Source organism: Agrobacterium cavarae (assembly GCF_004310285.1).
GTDB lineage: Bacteria > Pseudomonadota > Alphaproteobacteria > Rhizobiales > Rhizobiaceae > Agrobacterium > Agrobacterium cavarae.
Window position 1 is genome coordinate 146,828 of record NZ_SISF01000030.1, and the last position, 20,414, is coordinate 167,241.

General features: G+C 57.4%; 15 protein-coding genes, 2 tRNA genes and 1 riboswitch. Of the genes, 7 read left to right on the forward strand and 10 right to left on the reverse strand.

The features are described 5' to 3' along the window. Window positions 1-32: 32 nt before the first annotated feature. Window positions 33-1,052, reverse strand: a complete 1,020-nt coding sequence (locus EYC79_RS12295) for an ABC transporter substrate-binding protein (RefSeq protein ID WP_130978168.1) — start codon at window positions 1,050-1,052, stop codon at window positions 33-35. Between the two features lie 181 nt (window positions 1,053-1,233). Next, window positions 1,234-1,449, forward strand: a riboswitch (cobalamin riboswitch). 303 nt (window positions 1,450-1,752) lie between these two features. On the opposite strand from EYC79_RS12295, the gene nrdH reads away from it, so the two are divergent. The 4 genes from nrdH to nrdF are packed head-to-tail and all read left to right on the forward strand — an operon-like array spanning window position 1,753 to window position 5,534. Continuing rightward, on the forward strand, window positions 1,753-1,977 hold the full coding sequence (gene nrdH, locus EYC79_RS12300; protein WP_130978169.1) for a glutaredoxin-like protein NrdH: 225 nt from the start codon (window positions 1,753-1,755) through the stop codon (window positions 1,975-1,977). 8 nt (window positions 1,978-1,985) lie between these two features. Then, window positions 1,986-2,384, forward strand: a complete 399-nt coding sequence (nrdI, locus tag EYC79_RS12305) for a class Ib ribonucleoside-diphosphate reductase assembly flavoprotein NrdI (protein WP_112520713.1) — start codon at window positions 1,986-1,988, stop codon at window positions 2,382-2,384. Continuing rightward, window positions 2,372-4,528, forward strand: a complete 2,157-nt coding sequence (nrdE, locus tag EYC79_RS12310; RefSeq protein WP_130978170.1) for a class 1b ribonucleoside-diphosphate reductase subunit alpha — start codon at window positions 2,372-2,374, stop codon at window positions 4,526-4,528. Before nrdI ends, nrdE begins: the two co-directional genes overlap by 13 nt. Window positions 4,529-4,544: 16 nt before the next feature. Further along, window positions 4,545-5,534, forward strand: coding sequence for a class 1b ribonucleoside-diphosphate reductase subunit beta (nrdF, locus tag EYC79_RS12315; RefSeq protein WP_130978171.1), 990 nt, complete (start codon window positions 4,545-4,547; stop codon window positions 5,532-5,534). A gap of 241 nt (window positions 5,535-5,775) precedes the next feature. Here nrdF and melA (EYC79_RS12320) read toward each other — a convergent pair whose 3' ends face one another. The 6 genes from melA (EYC79_RS12320) to melA (EYC79_RS12345) form a co-directional block, all read right to left on the reverse strand. Continuing rightward, the gene (gene melA, locus EYC79_RS12320) at window positions 5,776-7,128 is read right to left on the reverse strand and encodes an alpha-glucosidase/alpha-galactosidase (protein WP_130978172.1); all 1,353 of its coding nucleotides are present in this window, start codon (window positions 7,126-7,128) and stop codon (window positions 5,776-5,778) included. A 21-nt stretch (window positions 7,129-7,149) separates the two neighbouring features. Then, window positions 7,150-8,805 (reverse strand): ABC transporter ATP-binding protein, encoded by a 1,656-nt coding sequence (locus EYC79_RS12325; protein ID WP_130978173.1) that lies wholly within the window; start codon window positions 8,803-8,805, stop codon window positions 7,150-7,152. Between the two features lie 18 nt (window positions 8,806-8,823). After that, window positions 8,824-9,945, reverse strand: a complete 1,122-nt coding sequence (locus EYC79_RS12330) for an ABC transporter permease (protein WP_062443871.1) — start codon at window positions 9,943-9,945, stop codon at window positions 8,824-8,826. 2 nt (window positions 9,946-9,947) lie between these two features. Beyond that, complete coding sequence (locus EYC79_RS12335) at window positions 9,948-10,952, reverse strand: ABC transporter permease (protein WP_130978174.1); 1,005 nt, start codon at window positions 10,950-10,952, stop codon at window positions 9,948-9,950. A gap of 218 nt (window positions 10,953-11,170) precedes the next feature. Further along, window positions 11,171-13,252, reverse strand: a complete 2,082-nt coding sequence (locus EYC79_RS12340; protein ID WP_130978175.1) for an ABC transporter substrate-binding protein — start codon at window positions 13,250-13,252, stop codon at window positions 11,171-11,173. A 113-nt stretch (window positions 13,253-13,365) separates the two neighbouring features. Continuing rightward, the gene (gene melA, locus EYC79_RS12345; protein WP_130978176.1) at window positions 13,366-14,820 is read right to left on the reverse strand and encodes an alpha-glucosidase/alpha-galactosidase; all 1,455 of its coding nucleotides are present in this window, start codon (window positions 14,818-14,820) and stop codon (window positions 13,366-13,368) included. A 197-nt stretch (window positions 14,821-15,017) separates the two neighbouring features. Here melA (EYC79_RS12345) and EYC79_RS12350 point away from each other — a divergent pair, with 197 nt between their 5' ends. Further along, window positions 15,018-15,905 (forward strand): AraC family transcriptional regulator, encoded by an 888-nt coding sequence (locus EYC79_RS12350; protein ID WP_130978177.1) that lies wholly within the window; start codon window positions 15,018-15,020, stop codon window positions 15,903-15,905. 205 nt (window positions 15,906-16,110) lie between these two features. Further along, window positions 16,111-18,048: a putative bifunctional diguanylate cyclase/phosphodiesterase gene (locus EYC79_RS12355; protein ID WP_130978178.1), complete on the forward strand. Its 1,938-nt coding sequence runs from the start codon at window positions 16,111-16,113 to the stop codon at window positions 18,046-18,048. A gap of 32 nt (window positions 18,049-18,080) precedes the next feature. Here the strand turns inward: EYC79_RS12355 and EYC79_RS12360 are convergent, their stop codons facing one another. From EYC79_RS12360 to EYC79_RS12370, 3 genes are all read right to left on the reverse strand, one after another. After that, complete coding sequence (locus tag EYC79_RS12360) at window positions 18,081-19,139, reverse strand: D-alanyl-D-alanine carboxypeptidase family protein (protein ID WP_165457022.1); 1,059 nt, start codon at window positions 19,137-19,139, stop codon at window positions 18,081-18,083. Between the two features lie 136 nt (window positions 19,140-19,275). Next, window positions 19,276-19,350 (reverse strand) — tRNA-Gly (locus EYC79_RS12365). 217 nt (window positions 19,351-19,567) lie between these two features. Further along, window positions 19,568-19,642, reverse strand: a tRNA-Gly gene (locus tag EYC79_RS12370). A 254-nt stretch (window positions 19,643-19,896) separates the two neighbouring features. On the opposite strand from EYC79_RS12370, the gene EYC79_RS12375 reads away from it, so the two are divergent. Then, a complete protein-coding gene (locus tag EYC79_RS12375; RefSeq protein ID WP_062443855.1) occupies window positions 19,897-20,409 on the forward strand; it encodes a prolyl-tRNA synthetase associated domain-containing protein in 513 nt (170 codons plus the stop codon). The last annotated feature ends 5 nt before the right edge of the window (window positions 20,410-20,414 follow it).

A 20,414-nucleotide genomic window follows, 5' to 3' on the forward strand; every position in this document is an offset into this window, starting at 1 on the left:
GCTACCTGATCGATCCTTCGCCGCCACCGAACTCACTTCAGGCCGAGGGTCTTCAACTGCTGAGCAATCTGCTCGGCGCCGTAGATCGTCTGAACGCTCGGGTTCATCGCCTGCGCCGGCATGATGACGAGCGCCTTGTTCTTGACGGCATTCATCTGGCTGGTGGCAGGGTCGCTATTCAGGAACTTGATCTTGGAATCTGCCTTGTCGAGTTCCCAGCGATTGCGGTCGACCTGCGTCACGACGATGACATCGGGATTGGCGGCGATGATCGTTTCCCAACCAATGGCCGGAGATTCGGTTTCGGTGGTAATGGCATTGGTGCCGCCCAACAGATCGGCGATATAGCCCGATGGGCTGTTCTTGCCGCCGAGATAGGCGTCAGCCGATGGCGACGGACTGGAGAACCAGAAGACATAGGAAAGCTTCTTGCCATCCTTCGGCGCATCAGCACGCAATGCAGCCTCGCGCTTCTTCAGGTCGGCGATGACGGCCTGGCCCTTGTCGGCCACGTCAAAGATCTGCGAGAGATCGTCGATCTCCTTATACAGCGTTTCCATGTTCCAGAGTTTGGAGCGATTGCCATAACCGGACTTGTCTTTGGACATGTCGTCCAGCGCGCACATGCTGGGCGAAAGATAGGTGGAGATGCCAAGCTTGTCGAAATCTTCGCGCTTCGCCACCTTGCTGGTGGGGCCGACGAGTGTCGGCAAAGCGGCGGTCACAAAATCCGGGTTCTGTGCCAGGATGGATTCGAAGGTCGGAAACTCGACGGTCAGAACCTTTACTTTGGCGTTAGCCTCGGCGACCTGCGGCAGAACCTTGTTCGGCCAGAAGGCAGTGCCGACCATCTTGTCCTGAAGGCCAAGCAGCAGCATGATCTCGGCGTTGTTCTGACCGAGTGCCACGGCACGCTCAGGCGCCTTGTTGAAAGTGACCGTGGCGCCGCAGTTTTCGATCGTCAGAGGATAGGTCGTCGCAGCCGTCGCCGGGGTTGCCGCAAACCCCGCAAATGCACAAAATCCCACAGCCGCAAAAAGACGCTTCATCATCACCCAAAATCCCGTTGAACGCGGCTCCCGCCGCACAATGCCTGCGCCTATAATCACCTCTCCTAGTACAAAACAAGACCGTTTGCTTCATATTATGGTGTCGCCATTTTTCCTGTTGATATCAAGATCAGCCCAGTTCGCATCGTTGCAACAGCCTATTGACGCATTGAATGAAATGCATACTATATCTGGTATTCGAGGTTCTTCCGATTCTGTCGGAAGCGAAGATGGGAATACGGTGCGCGAAGCCAGCGATGGTGGAGCAATGCCGCAGCTGCCCCCGCAACTGTAAGCGGCGAGCATTCTCTCAGCAGCCACTGAAACATAAGGTTTCGGGAAGGCGAGATGAATGTGACGACCCGCGAGCCAGGAGACCTGCCTTGAGTCAGTACGTCCACCGGCGGGGTGCCCGGAAGGTCGCGAATGCGTACGGGATGACCCTGTGCGTCTCGCTTCCCCCATGCCTTCGCGTAGAGCCACTTCGGGGTGAAGTCTTATGATTACGAGTTCAGTCTTTTATCCGTTGGAGTAACCGGCGTCTGAGGCATGGTGCACATAAGCGTTCAGCGCTTTTGCTACCAAGCCATACCACAGCACCGTCCGGCAGACCTCGGCTTTGCGTTCAACCCTGTTTTTAAACCGTCACGCGCTTCACGGCGCGAGAGCGATTTCCCATGCCTTTTTTCCAACGAGGATCAAAATGAGCATCACCGTCTACAGCAAGCCCGCTTGCGTCCAATGCACTGCGACCACCCGCGCGCTCGATCGTCAGGGTCTCGACTACACAATCGTCGATGTCTCGACCGACGAGCAAGCCTATCAGCGGGTGCTCGGTCTTGGTTATCGCCAGGTGCCGGTCGTCATTGCCGGCGAAACGCATTGGGGAGGCTTTCGGCCCGACATGATCAGCACCCTTGCATCGTGACGCAGACCATGGCGGGGGAGATCGTCTACTTCTCGACGCGCTCGGAAAACACACATCGCTTCGTGACCAAGCTCGACACCCCCGCTCGCCGCATCCCGATCAGCGCTGCTGAAACTCTCCATGTTCCAAGCCCATTCGTCCTCATCGTCCCGACCTATAGCGGCGAGAACGGCAAGGGCGCGGTTCCCAAACAGGTCATTCGCTTCCTCAACGATGCGAATAATCGAGCAAACCTTCGCGGCGTGATCGCTGCGGGCAACAGCAATTTCGGCGCAACCTTCGGGATCGCCGGCGACATCATCTCCGCCAAATGCGGCGTGCCCTATCTCTATCGCTTCGAGCTGATGGGGACGGGTGAGGACGTCGTCAATGTCAGACAGGGATTGGAACGATTTTGGACACGTTGACACTCGAGAGGCCTCTGAAGCAGTCGGACGCAGCAGTGCTGGATTACCATGCGCTGAATGCGATGCTGAACCTTTACGATGAGGATGGCCGGATTCAGCTGGACAGGGACAGGCTGGCTGCTCGCCAGTACTTTCTTCAGCACGTGAACCAGAACACGGTGTTCTTTCACAATCTGCGCGAAAAGCTCGATTATCTTTTGAGTGAAGGCTATTACGAGCAGACGGTGCTGGACCAGTATGCCTTCAACTTCGTCCGCGATCTCTTCGACCATGCCTATGCGAAGAAATTTCGCTTCCCGACATTCCTCGGGGCTTTCAAATACTACACGTCCTACACGCTGAAGACCTTTGACGGGAAAAGGTATCTGGAGCGGTATGAGGACCGCGTCTGTATGGTAGCGCTGGCACTGGCGCGCGGCGACGAGACCCTGGCGCGCGGCCTGGTGGATGAGATGATCTCCGGCAGGTTCCAGCCGGCAACTCCGACTTTTCTCAATGCGGGCAAGAAGCAGCGTGGAGAGCTCGTGTCATGCTTCCTGCTGCGCATGGAAGACAATATGGAATCGATCGCCCGTGGTATCAACTCGGCCTTGCAACTCTCGAAGCGCGGCGGCGGGGTGGCCCTTTCACTGACCAATCTTCGTGAAGCGGGTGCGCCGATCAAACAGATCGAAAACCAGTCCTCCGGTGTCATTCCGGTGATGAAGCTCCTGGAGGATTCCTTCTCCTACGCCAACCAGCTTGGCGCGCGCCAGGGTGCAGGCGCCGTCTATCTCAACGCCCATCACCCGGACATCATGCGTTTCCTCGACACCAAGCGCGAAAATGCCGACGAAAAAATCCGCATCAAGACGCTGTCGCTCGGCGTCGTCGTTCCGGATATCACCTTCGAACTCGCCAAGAACAATGAGGATATGTACCTCTTCTCACCCTATGATGTGGAACGCATCTATGGCGTTGCCTTCAGCGAAATTTCGGTGACGGAAAAGTACCGCGAGATGGTTGCCGATAGCCGGATCCGCAAAAAGAAAATCAAGGCGCGCGAGTTCTTTCAGGTGCTGGCCGAAATCCAGTTCGAAAGCGGCTATCCCTACATCATGTTCGAGGACACGGTGAACCGCGAGAACCCGATTGCCGGGCGTATCACCATGAGCAATCTCTGCTCGGAAATTCTTCAGGTCAGTGAACCCAGCACCTATGAGGCCGACCTGTCCTATGAAACGACGGGTAAGGACATTTCCTGCAATCTTGGCTCGCTCAACATCGCAGCGGCGATGGATTCGGACGATTTCGGCAGGACCGTCGAGACCGCAATCCGTGCTTTGACGGCCGTCTCGGACATGAGCCATATCGCCTCCGTGCCATCCATTGCCAAGGGCAATGCAGAGAGCCACGCGATCGGCCTCGGTCAGATGAACCTGCATGGCTATCTGGCACGCGAGCGGATTTTCTATGGCTCCGAAGAAGGTGTGGATTTCACCAATATCTATTTCTACACGGTCACCTATCACGCACTGAAGGCTTCCAATCGCCTGGCAGTAGAGCGTGACCAGCGCTTCAAGGGCTTCGAACAGTCCAAATATGCGAGCGGCGACTACTTCGACAAATACACGCAACAGGAATGGAAGCCGTCAACGGCGCGCGTTGCCGATCTGTTCGAAAGGGCCGGCATTCACATCCCGACACAGGAAGACTGGCTGGAACTGAAGCAGGCTGTGATGGAGGGTGGACTGTACAATCAGAACCTTCAGGCGGTGCCGCCGACCGGCTCGATTTCCTATATCAACCACTCGACCTCTTCCATTCACCCGATCGTTTCGAAGATCGAAATCCGCAAGGAAGGCAAGATCGGTCGCGTCTATTATCCGGCTGCTTTCATGACCAACGACAATCTCGAATACTACCAGGACGCCTACGAGATCGGGCCTGAGAAGATCATCGATACCTATGCCGCAGCCACGCAGCACGTGGATCAGGGATTGTCGCTGACCTTGTTCTTCCGCGACACCGCCACGACACGCGATATCAACCGCGCCCAGATCTATGCCTGGAAAAAGGGCATCAAGACCATCTACTACATCCGCCTTCGCCAAATGGCGCTGACCGGCACGGAAGTGCAAGGTTGCGTCTCCTGCGCCCTCTGATCATTCGGTAACAACCATGAACATCCAACTGAAGACCACGGCGCCAAAGGCTGCCACCGCGATCCGCGCGATCAACTGGAACCGCCTTGAGGACGATAAGGACCTCGAGGTGTGGAACAGACTGACGGGCAATTTCTGGCTGCCGGAAAAGGTGCCGCTCTCCAACGACATCCCGTCCTGGGCAACGCTGAAGGCCGAAGAGCAGCAATTGACGATCCGCGTCTTCACCGGACTGACACTGCTCGACACGATCCAGAACGGCGTCGGGTCAGTCCGTCTGATGGAAGATGTGGCGACGCCGCATGAAGAAGCGGTGCTTTCCAACATCTCCTTCATGGAGGCCGTGCATGCCCGCTCCTATTCGTCGATCTTCTCGACGCTATGCTCCACGCCGGATGTGGACGATGCTTATCGATGGTCGGAAGAAAACGAGTTCCTCCAGCTCAAATCGTCCCTGATCCTGGAGCAATATGCCTCAGACGATCCATTGAAGAAAAAGGTGGCGTCGGTCTTCCTCGAAAGCTTCCTGTTCTATTCGGGCTTTTATCTGCCGATGTACTGGTCTAGCCGCGCCAAGCTCACCAACACGGCAGACATGATCCGCCTCATCATTCGCGACGAGGCGGTGCACGGCTACTATATCGGCTACAAATTCCAGCGCGCGGTCGAACGTTTGCCAGAGTCAGCGCGCCAGGAGATCAAGGATTTCGCCTTTGATCTGCTGCTGGAGCTCTATGACAACGAAGCGCGATACACCGAAGCGCTTTACGATGGCGTCGGCCTGACCGAGGACGTCAAGAAGTTCCTGCACTACAATGCCAACAAGGCGCTGATGAATCTCGGCTACGAGGCACTGTTTCCGCCGGAGGCCTGTAAGGTCAATCCGGCCATCCTTTCGGCGCTGTCACCCAATGCCGACGAGAACCACGACTTCTTCTCCGGCTCCGGCTCTTCCTATGTCATAGGTAAAGCAGTCGCCACAGAGGATGAGGACTGGGATTTCTGAAGCGCCGCGCGTCCTATTGGACCCAGGAAGGACGCCTTACCGTTTGAATCAACACATCGGCCGGAAAATCGAGCTCGATTTTCGGACCGATGCTGTAGGTACAGTCAGTCCCGCAGCCTCAGGCACCTCCAATCTACTTGAAAGAGTGCCTGAGACGTAGAGTAGCGTGTCCCAACCGCGAACGGTCGCGGCGATCATACTGGCGGAAAGTGTGAGAAAAGCGCCGCCAAGCCTTGTTGGATCAGCGTGCCTGTGTCCACTCCGGCAACCAGTCGCGGTGCGCGACGAGAAGGTCATCCACCATCGACCAGATCTGATCGAGGTCGAGTTCCGCCGCCGTATGCGGATCCATCATCGCCGCGTGATAGATGTGATCGCGGTTTTCGCTCATCATCGCCCGGACCGTCAGCTCCTGAACGTTGATGTTGGTGCGCATCAGCGCCGTCAGTTGCGGTGGCAATTCGCCGATAAAGGTTGGCTGCACGCCGTTATGATCGACGAGGCAGGGCACTTCTGCGGCGCAGTTATAAGGCAATGAGGTGATGCAGCCATTGTTGCGCTGGTTTCCGTAGATTACCGAAGGCTCGCCGGTCCACACCGAGTTGATGATCGAGGAGGCATATTCCTTCGATTGCTTGACCTCGATCTTGTTCGCGGATCGATAGGCGGCCGCCTCACCCTTCCAGCGTTCGATCTGCTCGATACAGCGCTTCGGATATTCATCGAGCGGAATGCCGAATTTCTCGATCAGGTCCTCACGGCCTTCCTTGATGAAATAGGGCGTGTATTCCGCGAAGTGCTCGGAGCTTTCGGTGACGAAGTAACCAAGGCGCGTCAGCATCTCGTAGCGGACCTTGTTGGGGCAGCGCGGGTTCCAGCCGGGCTTCGGGGCGCGGCCTTCGCGGTAGCCGCGCACCAGATCCGGGTACAGGTTCTTATAGCTGCCATCCGGCTGGCGGTGTTCGAATTCAAGGAAGAACGCCATGTGGTTGATGCCAGCGGAGCGGTAGCGAATTTCCTCGTAGGGAATATCAAGATCGAGCGCCAGTTCCATCGCCGTTCCCTGAACGGAGTGGCAGAGACCCACCTGGCGGATTGTCGGATATTTCTCCGCGATCGCCCAGGTGTTGATGGCCATCGGGTTCACATATTGCAGCATGATGGCGTTCGGGCAGACCGCCAGCATGTCCTCGCAGATCTTCCACAGATGCGGCACGGTGCGCAGACCACGCATGATGCCGCCCACACCAAGCGTATCGGCAATCGTCTGGCGCAGACCATATTTGCGCGGCACCTCGAAGTCGGTGACGGTACAAGGCTCATAGCCGCCGATCTGGAAGGCGACGACGACAAAATCGGCATCCGTCAGCGCCTTTCTCTGATCGGTGAAAGTTTCCGCCTTGGCGCTGACGCCGAGCGTCGAGATCAGCTTGTTGACGACGATGGCGCTCTCGTCCAGCCGCTGCTGGTTGATGTCCATCAGCGCAATGCGGGCGCCGGACAAGGCGGGGCGCTGCAACACGTCGCCGATGATATTTTTCATGAACACCGTGGACCCTGCCCCGATGAAAGCGATCTTGGGATTTCTTGTCATTTCTTTCTCCACTCTCGGAAATTATGCGATTTCGAACGCAGCCCGGACCAGCCGCTGCGTGTATTCGGTCTTGGGATTGGAGAGGACCTCCTCGACGGACCCCTGCTCCACGATCTGCCCGCGCTGCATGACGATGACGCGGTGGCAAAGAGCCCGCACGACCTTCAGGTCGTGCGAGATGAAGAGGTAGCTCAAGCCCTTCTCATCCTGCAGCTTGCGCAAGAGATCGATGATCTGCGCCTGTACAGAGAGGTCGAGCGCCGATGTCGGCTCGTCCAGCAGCAGGAACTCGGGCTCCAGCGCGATCGCGCGTGCGATCGCGATACGCTGGCGTTGCCCGCCGGAGAACTCATGCGGAAAGCGATTGGTGACATTGTCGGGAAGTCCCGCATCTCTGAGCGCCGCTCGCACGCGATCCAGCCGCTCGGCGCTGTTGGCGCCGATATTGTTGACGACCAACCCCTCACCGATGATCTGACCGACCGTCATGCGTGGATTGAGCGATGAAAATGGATCCTGAAACACCACCTGCATGCGTGAACGTAAGGGACGCATGCCATCGCGATCCTTGTTGTGGATCGGCTGCTTGTCGAAGAAGATTTCCCCGCCCTCATTGCTGATCAGTCTTGTCAGTGCCTGCCCGAAGGTCGTCTTGCCGGAGCCGGATTCGCCGACGAGCCCGAGGGTTTCATGCCGCCTGAGGTCAAGCGACAGGCCATCCACCGCAACGAGATCGTGAAACACCGGGCGGAAAAAGCCGCCGCTGCGCAGACCAAACGATACCCGGACATTCTTGCCTTCGAGCAGAATGGGTTGGTCGTCCGACAGTGGCTTGGCGCGGCCGCGTGGCTCTGAGCCGAGAAGATGGCGCGTGTAAGGGTGTTGCGGCGCCTCGAAGAGCGCGGCTGTGGTATTGTGCTCCTGCAGCAGACCCCTCTGCATGACATAGACATAGTCGGAGAAGCGCCGCACCACCGTCAGATCATGCGTGATGAGGACGACGGCCATGCCGTGCTTCTGCTGCAAATCGCGCAGCAGGTTGAGGATCTGCGCCTGCACGGTGACGTCGAGCGCGGTCGTCGGCTCATCGGCGATCAGCAGGTCCGGATTGTTGGCAAGCGCCATGGCAATCATCACGCGCTGGCGTTGTCCGCCCGACAACTGGTGGGGATACTGGTCGATCCTGAGTTCTGGATCAGGGATGCGCACTTCGGCCAGAAGTGCGATGGCCTGCTTGCGCGCCTCCGACTTGCTGACCCGGCGATGCGCGCGGATGGCTTCGGCAATCTGCGTGCCGATGGAGTAGAGCGGATTGAGCGAGCTCATCGGCTCCTGGAAGATCATCGATATCCGGCTACCGCGTAGCAGGCGGCGTTTGTCGCGCGAATATTTCAGAATGTCTTCGCCGCGAAACTTCACCCGCGTATCGGGACTGACCGTGGCGCGCTTGGACAAGAGCCCCATGACCAGACGTGCCGTGACCGATTTTCCCGAACCGGATTCACCGACGATCGCAATCGTCTCGCCGCGGTATAGCTGGAACGAAATATCCTGAACGGCAGAGACTTGGCCATGCTCGGTCTTGAAGTTGACGCCGGCGTGGCGAACATCGAGAAGCGGCTCGTCGGTATGAAGCGCTGCGTCGAGACGAAGTTCGGGGATGAGGTTTTGTGTCATCGTGATCTCTTTCTCGGCTCAATAGGGATCGATCGCATCGCGAAGACCATCGCCCAGCGCATTGAAAGCGAAGACTGTGACCAGCACGAAGCCGACAGGTGCAAGGATCCAAGGGTAGGAACCGATGACCGAATAATTGGCCGTATCCTGAAGCATCAAACCCCAGGATATCAGCGGCGGCTTCACCGCAAAGCCAAGGAAGCCAAGGAAGGACTCCAGAAGCACGATCGTCGGAATGTTCAGTGTCACCGCCACGATCACATGGCTCATCACATTGGGGAAAATGTGCTGGAAGATGATGCGCCGGTCGGTCGCCCCGATCGCAATCGCCGCCTTCACATATTCGATGCGGGCAAGTGCGAGCGTCTTGCCACGCACTTCACGCGACATCTGCGCCCAGCCGAGCGCCGACATGACGACGATGACGAAGCCGAGAAAGACATTGGTGGGTGCAGTAACCGGGATCAGCGATGTCAGCGCCAGATAAAGCGGCAGTTGCGGGAAGGCGAGCACGAGTTCGACAAATCGCTGCGTCCATGTGTCGAAGGCACCGCCAAGATAGCCGGAGACCATGCCGACGGTCGTGCCGATCGCAGTGACGATGGTGACGACGGTCAACGCAATCATCAGCGAGATGCGAGAGCCGTAGATCGCGCGGGAGAGAATGTCTCGACCAAGCTTGTCCGTCCCGAGGAAGTGAATGGGCTTGCCATCCGTCGAGCCGAAGAAGTGGATCGTGGACGGAATGATGCCGAAGAGCTTGTATTCGAAGCCGGTCACAAAGAAGCCGAGGACCCGGGGGTTCTCATAATCCGGTCCGCTGATGGGCTGGAACGTGATGGGATCGAGCTTTTCGGAATCGACGATCGGATAGACGCGGGGCATGACCAGATTGCCTTTCTGGTCATGGATCGAAATCGATTCCGGTGGCATGAAGGAATCTTCCGACAGCATCGGATCGACGGGGGCCAGGAAGCCCGCGAAGACCGCCATGATGAGAAGAACGCAGACGAGCACGAGGCCAAGCATGCCGGTGAAGGACCGCCGGAAGCGGCGCCAGACCAGAGCCTGATAGCTTTCGTTGCCTGCTGGTGCAGTCGTTACGGTCGGCTCAATTGTGGTTTCGGCTGGAACCAACATGGTCACGCTCCTCCCAGTTTGATACGTGGATCAAGCGCTGCCAGCAGCATGTCGGCGATGATGTTGCCGACGATCAGTGTGGTGGCCAGCACCAGCATGAAGGTGGCTGTCACATAGACATCGCCCACATGCATGGAACCAACGATGGCTGGTCCGACGGTCGGCAGCGCGAAAATGATCGCCACCTCGATTTCGCCGGTCAGCATGTAGGGCAGAACCACGCCCTGATACATGATGAGCGGATGGAGCGCATTGGGCACGGCATGGCGCATGACGACGGCACTTTCGCGCAGGCCCTTGGCCCGTGCCGTCTCGATATATTGCGCATTCAGCGTATCGAGCAGATTGCCGCGCATGACGCGCATATTGTAGGCAAGCCCGCCAAAGGTAGCGATGGCGACCACGGGCCAGACATGCTTCACCAGATCGACGAACTTGCCCCAGGACCAGGGAGCGCCGCCATAGCGGGGCGAGAAGAAGTTGCCGATCTCGCTGATGTTGAAATGAAAGACCAGGAGATAGACCATGATCAGTGCCATCAAAAAGCGCGGAATGGTCATGCCGAGAAAGGCGATGCCGGACAGGATCGTATCCACCCAGCTATATTGGCGTGTCGCGGCAAGAATACCGAAGCTGATGCCGAGGATGGATGCCAGGATGTGGCAGACAAGCGCGAGGATCAGCGTGCGCGGCAGGCGTTCGGCAACAATCTCGCCGACCGGGCGGTTGTAGTACATGCTGTAGCCGAAATCGCCCTTCGACACCATATTCCAGATCCAGTTGAAATACTGGATGACGAGCGGCTTATCGAGACCGTGGGCGACGGCATAGGCCTTAGCCTGAGCATCGGCCTGCTCGAAGGACGCGCCCCCGAGATTCATAAGCTGCGACCGGATATAATCTGCATAGTTGCCGGGCGGCGCCTGGATGATCGCAAATGTCACGATGCTCAGGATCAGAAGCAACGGGATTGCGGACAGAAGGCGGGTAACCAGAAACCTCAACATAAGAACTTCTCCTCGAGGGGACGGTGGCGGTCCGCAGCGTTAAAGCCGCCAGACCGCCACCACTTAGAGCGCCGTGCGTCCTTTAGGACGCACAAAGGACGCTCTAACTTTTTGAATCTACGCGTCGGGCTTTCCGAAAATCGGAATCGATTTTCGGGCCGTGCTGTAGGTTCCACGCCCCGCCTGATGCTGCGGGGCGCAGAGCCGGGAGGAAACGCTTACTTCTGCGGACCGTCACCGCCAGGCTTGCCTGGCAACATGTCCTTGAAGAGCTGGTAGTCACCCTGATCGGCTGCCGGAACATAGAGGCGTTCGCGGATGATCGAGTCTTCGGCCCAGTTGAACATGTAGATCGGCGCACCGTTCGGCACGTTCTTGAAGCGCTTGTTGATGATCAGAGCACCTGGATATTCCACAAGACCGACCGTGTTGACATTGGTCGTGTAGATTTTCTGATACTGCTTGATCAGTTCGGCCTGCTCCTTCGGGTCGCTTGAGATGACGAACTTGTTGATCGTATCAGCCAGCTCCTTCTCGAATGGCATCAGATCGAGCTCATTCTTGTTGTTGGCGCGGTGGAACCAGCTGGTGCGCGGACCGGTAGGAGCGAGCTGCGGCGTGTTCTGCACGACGGACGCGAGTTCTGCCTGGGTGCGGTGTAGCGACCAGTCGAACTTGCCACCAAAGTTTGCCGCATCGCGATCCTTGCTGGCCTGGGCGTTCAGCACCACACGAATGCCGAGCTTCTGCATCTGAGCGATGACGCCTTCGCCAAGACTCTTGTCTGTCGTGTAGTCATTGCTGACGAGCATCGAGATTTCGACATCCTTGCCGCCGGCAGTCCCTGCCGGGAAGTTGACGATGCCATTGCCATCGGTGTCCTTCAGACCGGCTGCAGCAAGCTCCTTCTTGGCGCCTTCAAGATCGAAGGGGTAGTAGAGGGTCGACTGCCGATCGTAGAAGTTCGAGCCGGAAAGGATACCACCGGCATAGGTCGCGACGAACGGTCCCTTGACGAGAGAATCGCCCAGTTCCTTGCGGTTGGTCGCCATGGTGATGGCTCGACGGAAGTGCTCGTTTCGGTTCAGTTCGCGAATGGCCTGTTGGCGGGCATCCGGATCGCCCCAGCCGTTGGCGGAGAAGTTCATCTCGATATTGTAGCCGATCAGACGCGGTCCGAAGGCAAGTCTCGCGGGAGCGTCCTTCTGGGCGGAGCGCTTGAGCGACTCCACGAAGTTTTCCGGCTGCTCCAGGTTGGAAATGTCGCCGGAGCCTGCAACTGCCTGAACGTCACGGTCGGCCCAGGTCGAGAGCTTGTAGTGCGTCTCGTCCAGGTAAGGGAGCTGGTTGCCCTTTTCGTCAACCTTCCAGTAATAGGGGTTGCGGCGCATGACGATGATGTCGTCCGGGCGATACTCGACCGGAACCCACGCGCCCATGACCGGGAAGTTCATGTAACTTGGCGGGAACGCGTTCTTGTACTGCTCGTAGGTGTTCTTCGAATACTTAGGATGCTGCGGCTTCAGCATATGGGCAGGGCCTGGGCAGAAGGTGCCATAGGCCATGTTGTAGATGAACTGCTTCGGAAAAGCGTCCTTGAAGGTCCACTCGATCGTGTATTTGTCGATGGCTTTCAGCGTCGTGCCGGCGCCGAAGGTTTCCTGTGTGGCGCCATTCAATGGCGAGACGTTCGGATCGAGGACGTTATCGTCCCAGTAGAACATCACGTCGTCGGAGGTGAAATCCTGGCCGTCGGACCACTTCGCACCCTCGATGAGCTTCATGGTCAGCTTGTGGCCGTCCTTGGACCATTCCCAGCTTTTTGCGAGGTTTGGCAGTGGCTGAAGGTCGTCCGCCTTGACCTGGAAAAGCGGGCCGGTGCGCGTCAGGCACTCGAAGAGACCGATATCGATGCCGCCCCATCCCTGGTTCTGACCGGCCCAATAGTTCCAGCCCTCCGGACGACCACCGATGACATGACGCAGCGTATCGCCATAAACGCCCACACCATCCGGCATGTTGCCGGTCTTGTAGACCATCGGCTCTTTCGGCAGGCGATCCTTGACGGGAGGCAACTTCTTCTGGTCGACGAACTGCTTCGTCACCCAGGAAGGCTCGTGATATTCCGGCAGCGCCTTATATTCGAGGATGGCCGAGCCATCCACATATTGCACCTTGGTCTGCGCCGGAAAATCCGGCGGCTGCGGCACGACGGTCAGTTCCGACGCCATGGCGCCATATGCCAACGCGGACACGCCAACAAGAAGGGCGGCCGTTTTCACAAGATATCGGTTTGTCATCCTCACTCCCCTTTTTGAACAACGGGCAATACCCGCCGTGGCTCTTAGAACCGGGCCTCCCGCCCGGTCTTATCGACGGCCCTCCTCAGGGCCGTCTGATCTCTCTGCGGCGATCAGCTCGCCTGCTTGATGGCGCGCAGTTCCTCGACGGAGCGAACGGCGCGACGCGCTGACCCTTCCCAATCGCGGGCCTTGACCGTTGCGTTCTTCAAGCGCTCGCGCGCGGCTGGAACGGCATCGGCATATTGCGGTAGCCACTGGGCCTGCGCCACGACCATTTCGTCGACCATCTGCCAAACCTCTTCCGGGGTGGATATCGCACCCACCAGCGGATCATGCAGCACGGCAAGCTTCAAGAGGTCGATATCGCCGGTCACCGCCGCATGCACCGACATACGCTGAACATTGATGGACGCCATGCAGGTCGCCGCACAGGCTTCCGGCAAAGTGATCCCTGAGACCATGTTGATACCGAAGCGATCGACGAAGCCGGGCGATTCGATGATGGCATCCGAAGGTAGATTGCTGATGACACCATTGTTCTTGACGTTGAAGTGGCCGCGATAGACGCGTCCGGTTTCCAGCGCCTCCAGAATATGGCTGGCATGTTCATTGGAGCGCTTGGCCGGATCGATCGGCTTGTCGGCAGCGGCCAGGAACTGCGGGAACTCGGTCTCGAACCAGTTGCGCGTTTCCGTCGAGTAACGGAGATAACCGCCGGTTTCGCCATGGATCCAGTCCGACATGTCGATCCAGCGGGAGATTTCTTCCGGCCGCTTACGATACCATGGCAGATATTCCGACAGATGACCGTTGCTTTCGGTGGAATAGACGCCGAACCGCTTCAAGACGTCGATGCGAAGCTTTTCCTGCTGCGAGAAAACCGGATGAGCTTCAAACGCAGCAATCAGCTCCTCCTTGCCGATCTTGCGACCATTGAGGCGCAGGTCGACAAACCATGTCTGGTGGTTGATGCCGGAGCAGATGTAGTCAAGTTCGGAAAGCGATTTTGCGCCCAGAACTTCGGCAATCTGTTCGGCGCCATGCTGGACACCGTGGCAAAGACCGACAGTGTCGACCTTGCCATATTCGATGGCCGCCCATGTGTTCATTGCCATCGGGTTTGCGTAGTTCAGGAACTTCGCATTCGGGGCAGCCACTTCGCGAATGTCGCGGCAGAAATCGAGAATGACGGGAATATTGCGCTGGCCATAGAGAATGCCGCCTGCGCAGATCGTATCGCCGACACACTGGTCGATACCGTATTTGAGCGGAATGCGAATATCCTCGGCATAAGCTTCCAGACCACCGACGCGCACGCAGCTGATGATGTACTTGGCGCCTTCCAGCGCACGTTTACGATCCGTGTGCGCGGTGACCTTGACCTTGAGGCAGTTGGCTTCAACGATCTTGTCGAGAATGGCCTTGATCATATCGAGATTGTGCTGGCTGATATCCGTCAGCGCCACCTCGATATCGTGAAACTCCGGTACGCACAGAACATCGGTAAAGAGCTTTTTTGTGAAGCCGACGCTCCCCGCCCCGATTATAGCGATTTTGAAACTCATAACGCCACCTCTTTTTCAAATGGAAAGGGTGAAACGGGCCAAAGGATTCTCGCGTCACAAAAACTCAGATGACCTTCCATCTTATTGGAAAATCAGAATTATTGACTATATCGTTTTTAAAAAATCCTGCTGGCTGTCTCCTCTGCGGGCGATTATGCGTATAAAGATGGTCAATGCCAGAGAAGGATTATGCTTTAATGGGTAATTTTGTGCTGCAAGATTTGATCGACCAAGGCCCTTGCATGCGCGCCGTATCCCTGCCGCGCGGCCGCCAGACGCTTCATACGATGCCGACCAGCAGCGGGTACGAAATCCGCCGCGGCGGAAATTACGACTGGGATGGGCGAAAGCGTGGACAGACGCCGTTCACAGTCCTGCAATATTGCATCAGCGGTTCGGGCAATCTGCGCTACGACAATCGTCGCTACCTAGTGAAGCCCGGTGAGACGTTGCTGCTTCTTATTCCCCACAATCACCGTTACTGGTTGGAAGAAGGCCAGGAATGGGAGTTTTTCTGGATCTCCATGAATGGCGAGGAGGCGCTGCGTATTCACCGCAACATCCTCGCCGTCACCGGCCCGGTCCTCAAGTTGAAGACGCAGACGATCGATCAACTGGCAAGCTGCTGCTCTCGCCTCGTCAACGGCGCAGAAACGCCCGGAGCGGCGTCCGCAGCCGCCTACGAGGCGGCGATGACGCTTTATGATGATGTCTTCGGTTCGCATCCCTCTTTCGGGGGCGAATATCGCACCATGCAGCAGGTGCTCAGCTATATCGACGGGCATCTCAATGAACGCCTCTCGGTCAATGATCTCGCAGCCGTTGCTGGTCTGAGCCGCGCGCATTTTTCGCGGATATTCACGGCGAATGAAGGGGTCCCGCCGGCGGAATTCGTTCTGCAGAGGCGGCTGCGTCGCGCTGCAAAACTTTTGACATCGGCGGCGGACATTCCCATCAAGGAAGTCTCCGTGCTCTGCGGCTTCGAAGACCCGAACTATTTTTCGAAGGTATTCCGCAGGCTCTATGGCACCAATCCCAGCGAGTTCCGCACCAGTGGGATGTATCCGGGCCCACCACAGAATTAGAGCCTTCGCTTTGGCGGCAAGACTTACTCGATGTACCCATGCGGCTGGAAAACGTCTGCAGTGGTTGCAATATCGCAGATGCAGTTCTTCTCAAGCATGTTTTCGATGTAAAACAGTTATGATGTATTAACTTCGATCGTAAGACCGGACTTTACTCTTCTGCGTTATCAGTCTCACCATAGACGATCAACATGCGGATGGTGAGATGAGCGACGGCTTTGCAAATGCACGGACTGTAGAGCAGGCGAGATATCATGCCTTGGCCAGAACCTGGCCGGCGCTCTACATCGCGCTGTGCGCCGACATCGTTGCTGTGGCGTTTGTCCATTCCGCCCTCGCACCCTGGTGGGCCTGGGGCATTCTACCGGCGGTGCTGGTGCCGAAGTCGCTGATCTGGGCCTATCTCTGGCATCGCAAGCGCAACGTGATCCCACCATCCGAAGAATGCACCCGCGCGGTGCGCATTCTCGGTATCGAGATCACCGTCTGGATGGCGATGATCGTCGCCTGGCAGGTCTGGCTCTCCCATTGGGGAACGGGCGAGTCGCTGCTGCTTTTGGCGCTTTGCATGGGCGGACAGATGGTCTTCCTGCTGTTTGGCCTCTTGCACCTGCGCACCTCTTCCATTCTGTCGGCCACATTTTGCGTTCTCGGCATGCTCTATATCGGTGCCCATTCCGGCTCTGCGCTGATCGGCATCGTCGTTCTTCTGGTCGGCGGAGTTGCGGGCCTCGCCTATGTCGCTCAGGGCTATTATCGCGACTTCACCAGCCTCGTCTCTTCACGGCTTTCGATCGAGACCAAGACGCGCGAAATCGAAGCGCTAAGCGAAGACAACTTCCGCATCGCCAATACCGACATGCTGACCGACATTGGCAACAGACGCCGCTTCTTTCGTGACCTGGAGCAGGCACTCGATCACGCCCGCCAAGCAGACAAACCGCTTGCGCTCGCTATCGTCGATCTCGATGGATTCAAGGCCATCAATGACAGCAATGGCCACCTCGTGGGTGACAGGCTGCTGAAGGCCATGGCGCAACGCTTGCAGGACATTCTCTTAGCCCATGCCGAGGTTTATCGACTGGGTGGTGACGAATTCGCCTTCTTCCTGCGGGATGAAAGCAATCCTAAGCAACTGATCAGCCTTGGCGACGGACTGATCGAGTCCGTGAAAGCGCCGATCTTCGTCGACGACCTGCGTCTGTCGCTTGGCTGCTCAGTTGGATTCTCGACGTTCCCGCAGGCGGGAACGAACTCGACAGAACTCTATGATCGCGCCGACTACGCGCTCTTCCACGCCAAGAAAACCGGCAAACAGCAAACTGTCCTGTTCAGCGCCGAGCATGAGGAAACGGTGCGCGAAGCCGCCCTGATCGAGCGCAGCCTGCGCGCCGCGGACCTTGAGAAGGAACTGTTCCTGACCTTCCAGCCGATCGTCGATTCCGGGCGCAACGAAACCATCCTTCTGGAATGCCTTGCCCGCTGGCAAAGCCCGGCCCTCGGACTCGTCTCCCCCGCGCGGTTCATCCCAGTCGCAGAGCAGTCCGGTCTCATCTCCACCCTGACCCCGATCTTGCTGCGCAAGGCCTTGGACGCGGTGCGAAACTGGCCGGACACCATCGGAATTTCCTTCAATCTTTCTGGTCACGACATCACCGCTCCGGACAAAATCCTTGGCTTGATGTCAATCCTGGAAAAGAGCGGAGTATCTGCACGCCGTGTCGAGTTCGAGGTGACTGAGACGGCCTTGATGATGAACCTGGACCAGGGCATTGCCAGTCTCAACGCACTCAAAGCCACAGGCGCCCGCATCTCGCTGGATGACTTTGGAACCGGCTACTCAAGTCTTAGCCAAATCCAGCGCCTGCCGCTGGACAAGATCAAGGTCGATGCCAGCTTCATTCGCAACCTCATCGACAGCGAGGCCAGTCAGAAGATCGTCCGGTCGGTTAGCTCTCTGTCGCGCGATCTGTCACTCGATTGCGTCGTCGAAGGCGTGGAGACCGAAGACCAGCTCAATATGCTGACCGAAATGGGCTGCAACCTGATCCAGGGCTACGTCTACTCCCGCCCGCTGAAAGCCATCGACGTTCAACCCTTCCTGGACCAGCAGGTCCGGACGGATGTTGTGGCCGTCGGCTAACGAAGCCAAAGCATGGTGTAGCTCAAGAGGTCTCAGTTCCGCGGTGCGTTATTCTCGACCGGTCGCGGTGATGGCAACGGAACATCGGCAGCAGCGGCCTCATTCTGCCAGGTCGTGATGCGGTGAACGATGCCAGGTATCTCATCATTGAGATAGCTTGGCTGGCCGGGAAGCCCCATCGGATACATGGCCTCGCGCGACGCTTCATATTGAACGCTTTGATTGGTGCAAAGCCGCACTCTCATATCCTCCGGCTTAACCTCGGGCCTGTTGGCGATCGACTCCACCGTCCCGAAGCTCGAGGGAAGCCGTCCTTCAAAACCCTCGTCCAGATATTTTGCAGAGCGTTCGTTGCGCTCGCGCTCGGTGGTCGCCCCCATCACCACCACCATGAGGCGGCGGTTGTCGCGCCTGGCGACGCCGACGAAGTTGCGCCCAGATGCGCAGAGAAACCCGGTCTTCATACCGGTGGTGCCGCGGTAGCGGGTCAGGAGCAAATTGTTGGATGGGATTTCCTTGCCGTTGATCGATACGGCAGAGACCTGGAAGAAGTTCTGGAACTGCGGGAATTGCTTTTCGATGGCCAGCCCCAGGATCGCGAGATCGCGTGCGGTGGTGTAGTTGTTCTTGTCGAACAATCCGTTCGGATTGGAAAAATGCGTCCCCGTCATGCCGAGGCGCCGGGCTGCTTCATTCATCTTCTCAACGAAAGGTGCCTCGCCATGGCCTACCCGTTCCGCGACGGCCATCGCAACATCATTGGCTGAGGCGACGATCATGGCATAAAGGGCGTCTTCCAGTGTCATGGCCTGACCTTGAGACAGACCGGACTCCAGAAACGCCTCGCTGACGGATTTCTTCGTCATGGTGAGAGGCGTGGAGAGCGAAATCTCGCCATCACGCAACGCCTCGAACGTCAGAAACGCCGTCATCAACTTGGTTGTCGACGCGGGATACCAGGGAACGCCGGCATCTTCCTGAACGAGCACCTGATGGGTATCGGCATCCAGCACAAGCACCGGAGTTGCATTTGCAGCAATCGGCGCGGCAAACAAGGATCCCAACAAAACGGAGCCGATCAGTCTTTTCATCTTACTGCACATCCAATGTCTTGCAAAAGCGGTTCCCATATCAGCTAAACGATCCGGATGCCACCTGAGCAAAGATGGCCGAGCATGTGAGCTGATATGCAATAAAGACATATCGAAAGTTTTGATTTTGAGAATTTGGAGCGGGCGAAGGGATTTGAACCCTCGACCCCAACCTTGGCAAGGTTGTGCTCTACCCCTGAGCTACACCCGCTCAACGTCCGCCGGTTCGGGGTAGATCGCTGAACCGCGGGTCGCCGTCATGCGGCAACGGGCGCTATATCGCTCAACCGACTTTCAAATGCAAGAGATAAATGCAGTACGGGTGCGATATATATTTTGCACGCCAGCGGCCAGCCGTCTGCGCCACAAACGCGGATTGCGCCATGGTCTATGGCGAAGAACGAGAATGAACATTGAAAAGAGAGATTTGGAGCGGGCGAAGGGATTTGAACCCTCGACCCCAACCTTGGCAAGGTTGTGCTCTACCCCTGAGCTACACCCGCTCAAAAATCCAACGGTTCGGGGTAGATCGCTGAACCGTGGGCGCCGTCTTGCGGCGACGGGCGCTATATCGCTCAACCGATTTTCAAATGCAACAGGGAAATGACGAAAACCGGGAGAAAAATTTACGCCTCATCGCAAGCATCGGAAAAGGCTGCTCTTTTGCGGGCTTCACGGCAGAATGGATTGCAAAAGCGGTGTGTCGGGCCTATTCACTTTGTCAAAGACAGACGAAATCCGGCAGAGGCACGCAGTGATGGTTGCAGAGCATTCCCCCAAGACGGCGCAGGATCTTTTCAGCTTTCTCGATGGCCTTGGCATAAAACACACGACCACGCAGCATCAGCCGGTCTTCACAGTCGCTGAATCGGAATCCCTGCGCGATTTGATCCCCGGTGGCCACACGAAGAACCTTTTCGTCAAGGACAAGAAGGACCAGTATTTCGTTCTGACCGTCGAAGAAAACGCGACGGTAGACCTGAAGACGGTTCACAAGACCATCGATGCCGCCAGCAAGGTGTCCTTCGGCAAGCCGGAAAAGATGCTGGACTATCTGGGCGTCGTTCCCGGTTCGGTCACCGTCTTCGGTGCGATCAACGATACCGACAATCAAGTGACCTTCGTTCTTGATAGCGAGTTGATGAAATCCGACCTGATCAATGGCCACCCGCTGACCAACGACGCGACGACGACGATCGGCCGTGACGATCTCGTGCGCTTCCTGGAGGCGACGGGGCACACGCCGCTGATCTTGAAAGTCACGGAATAAACCAC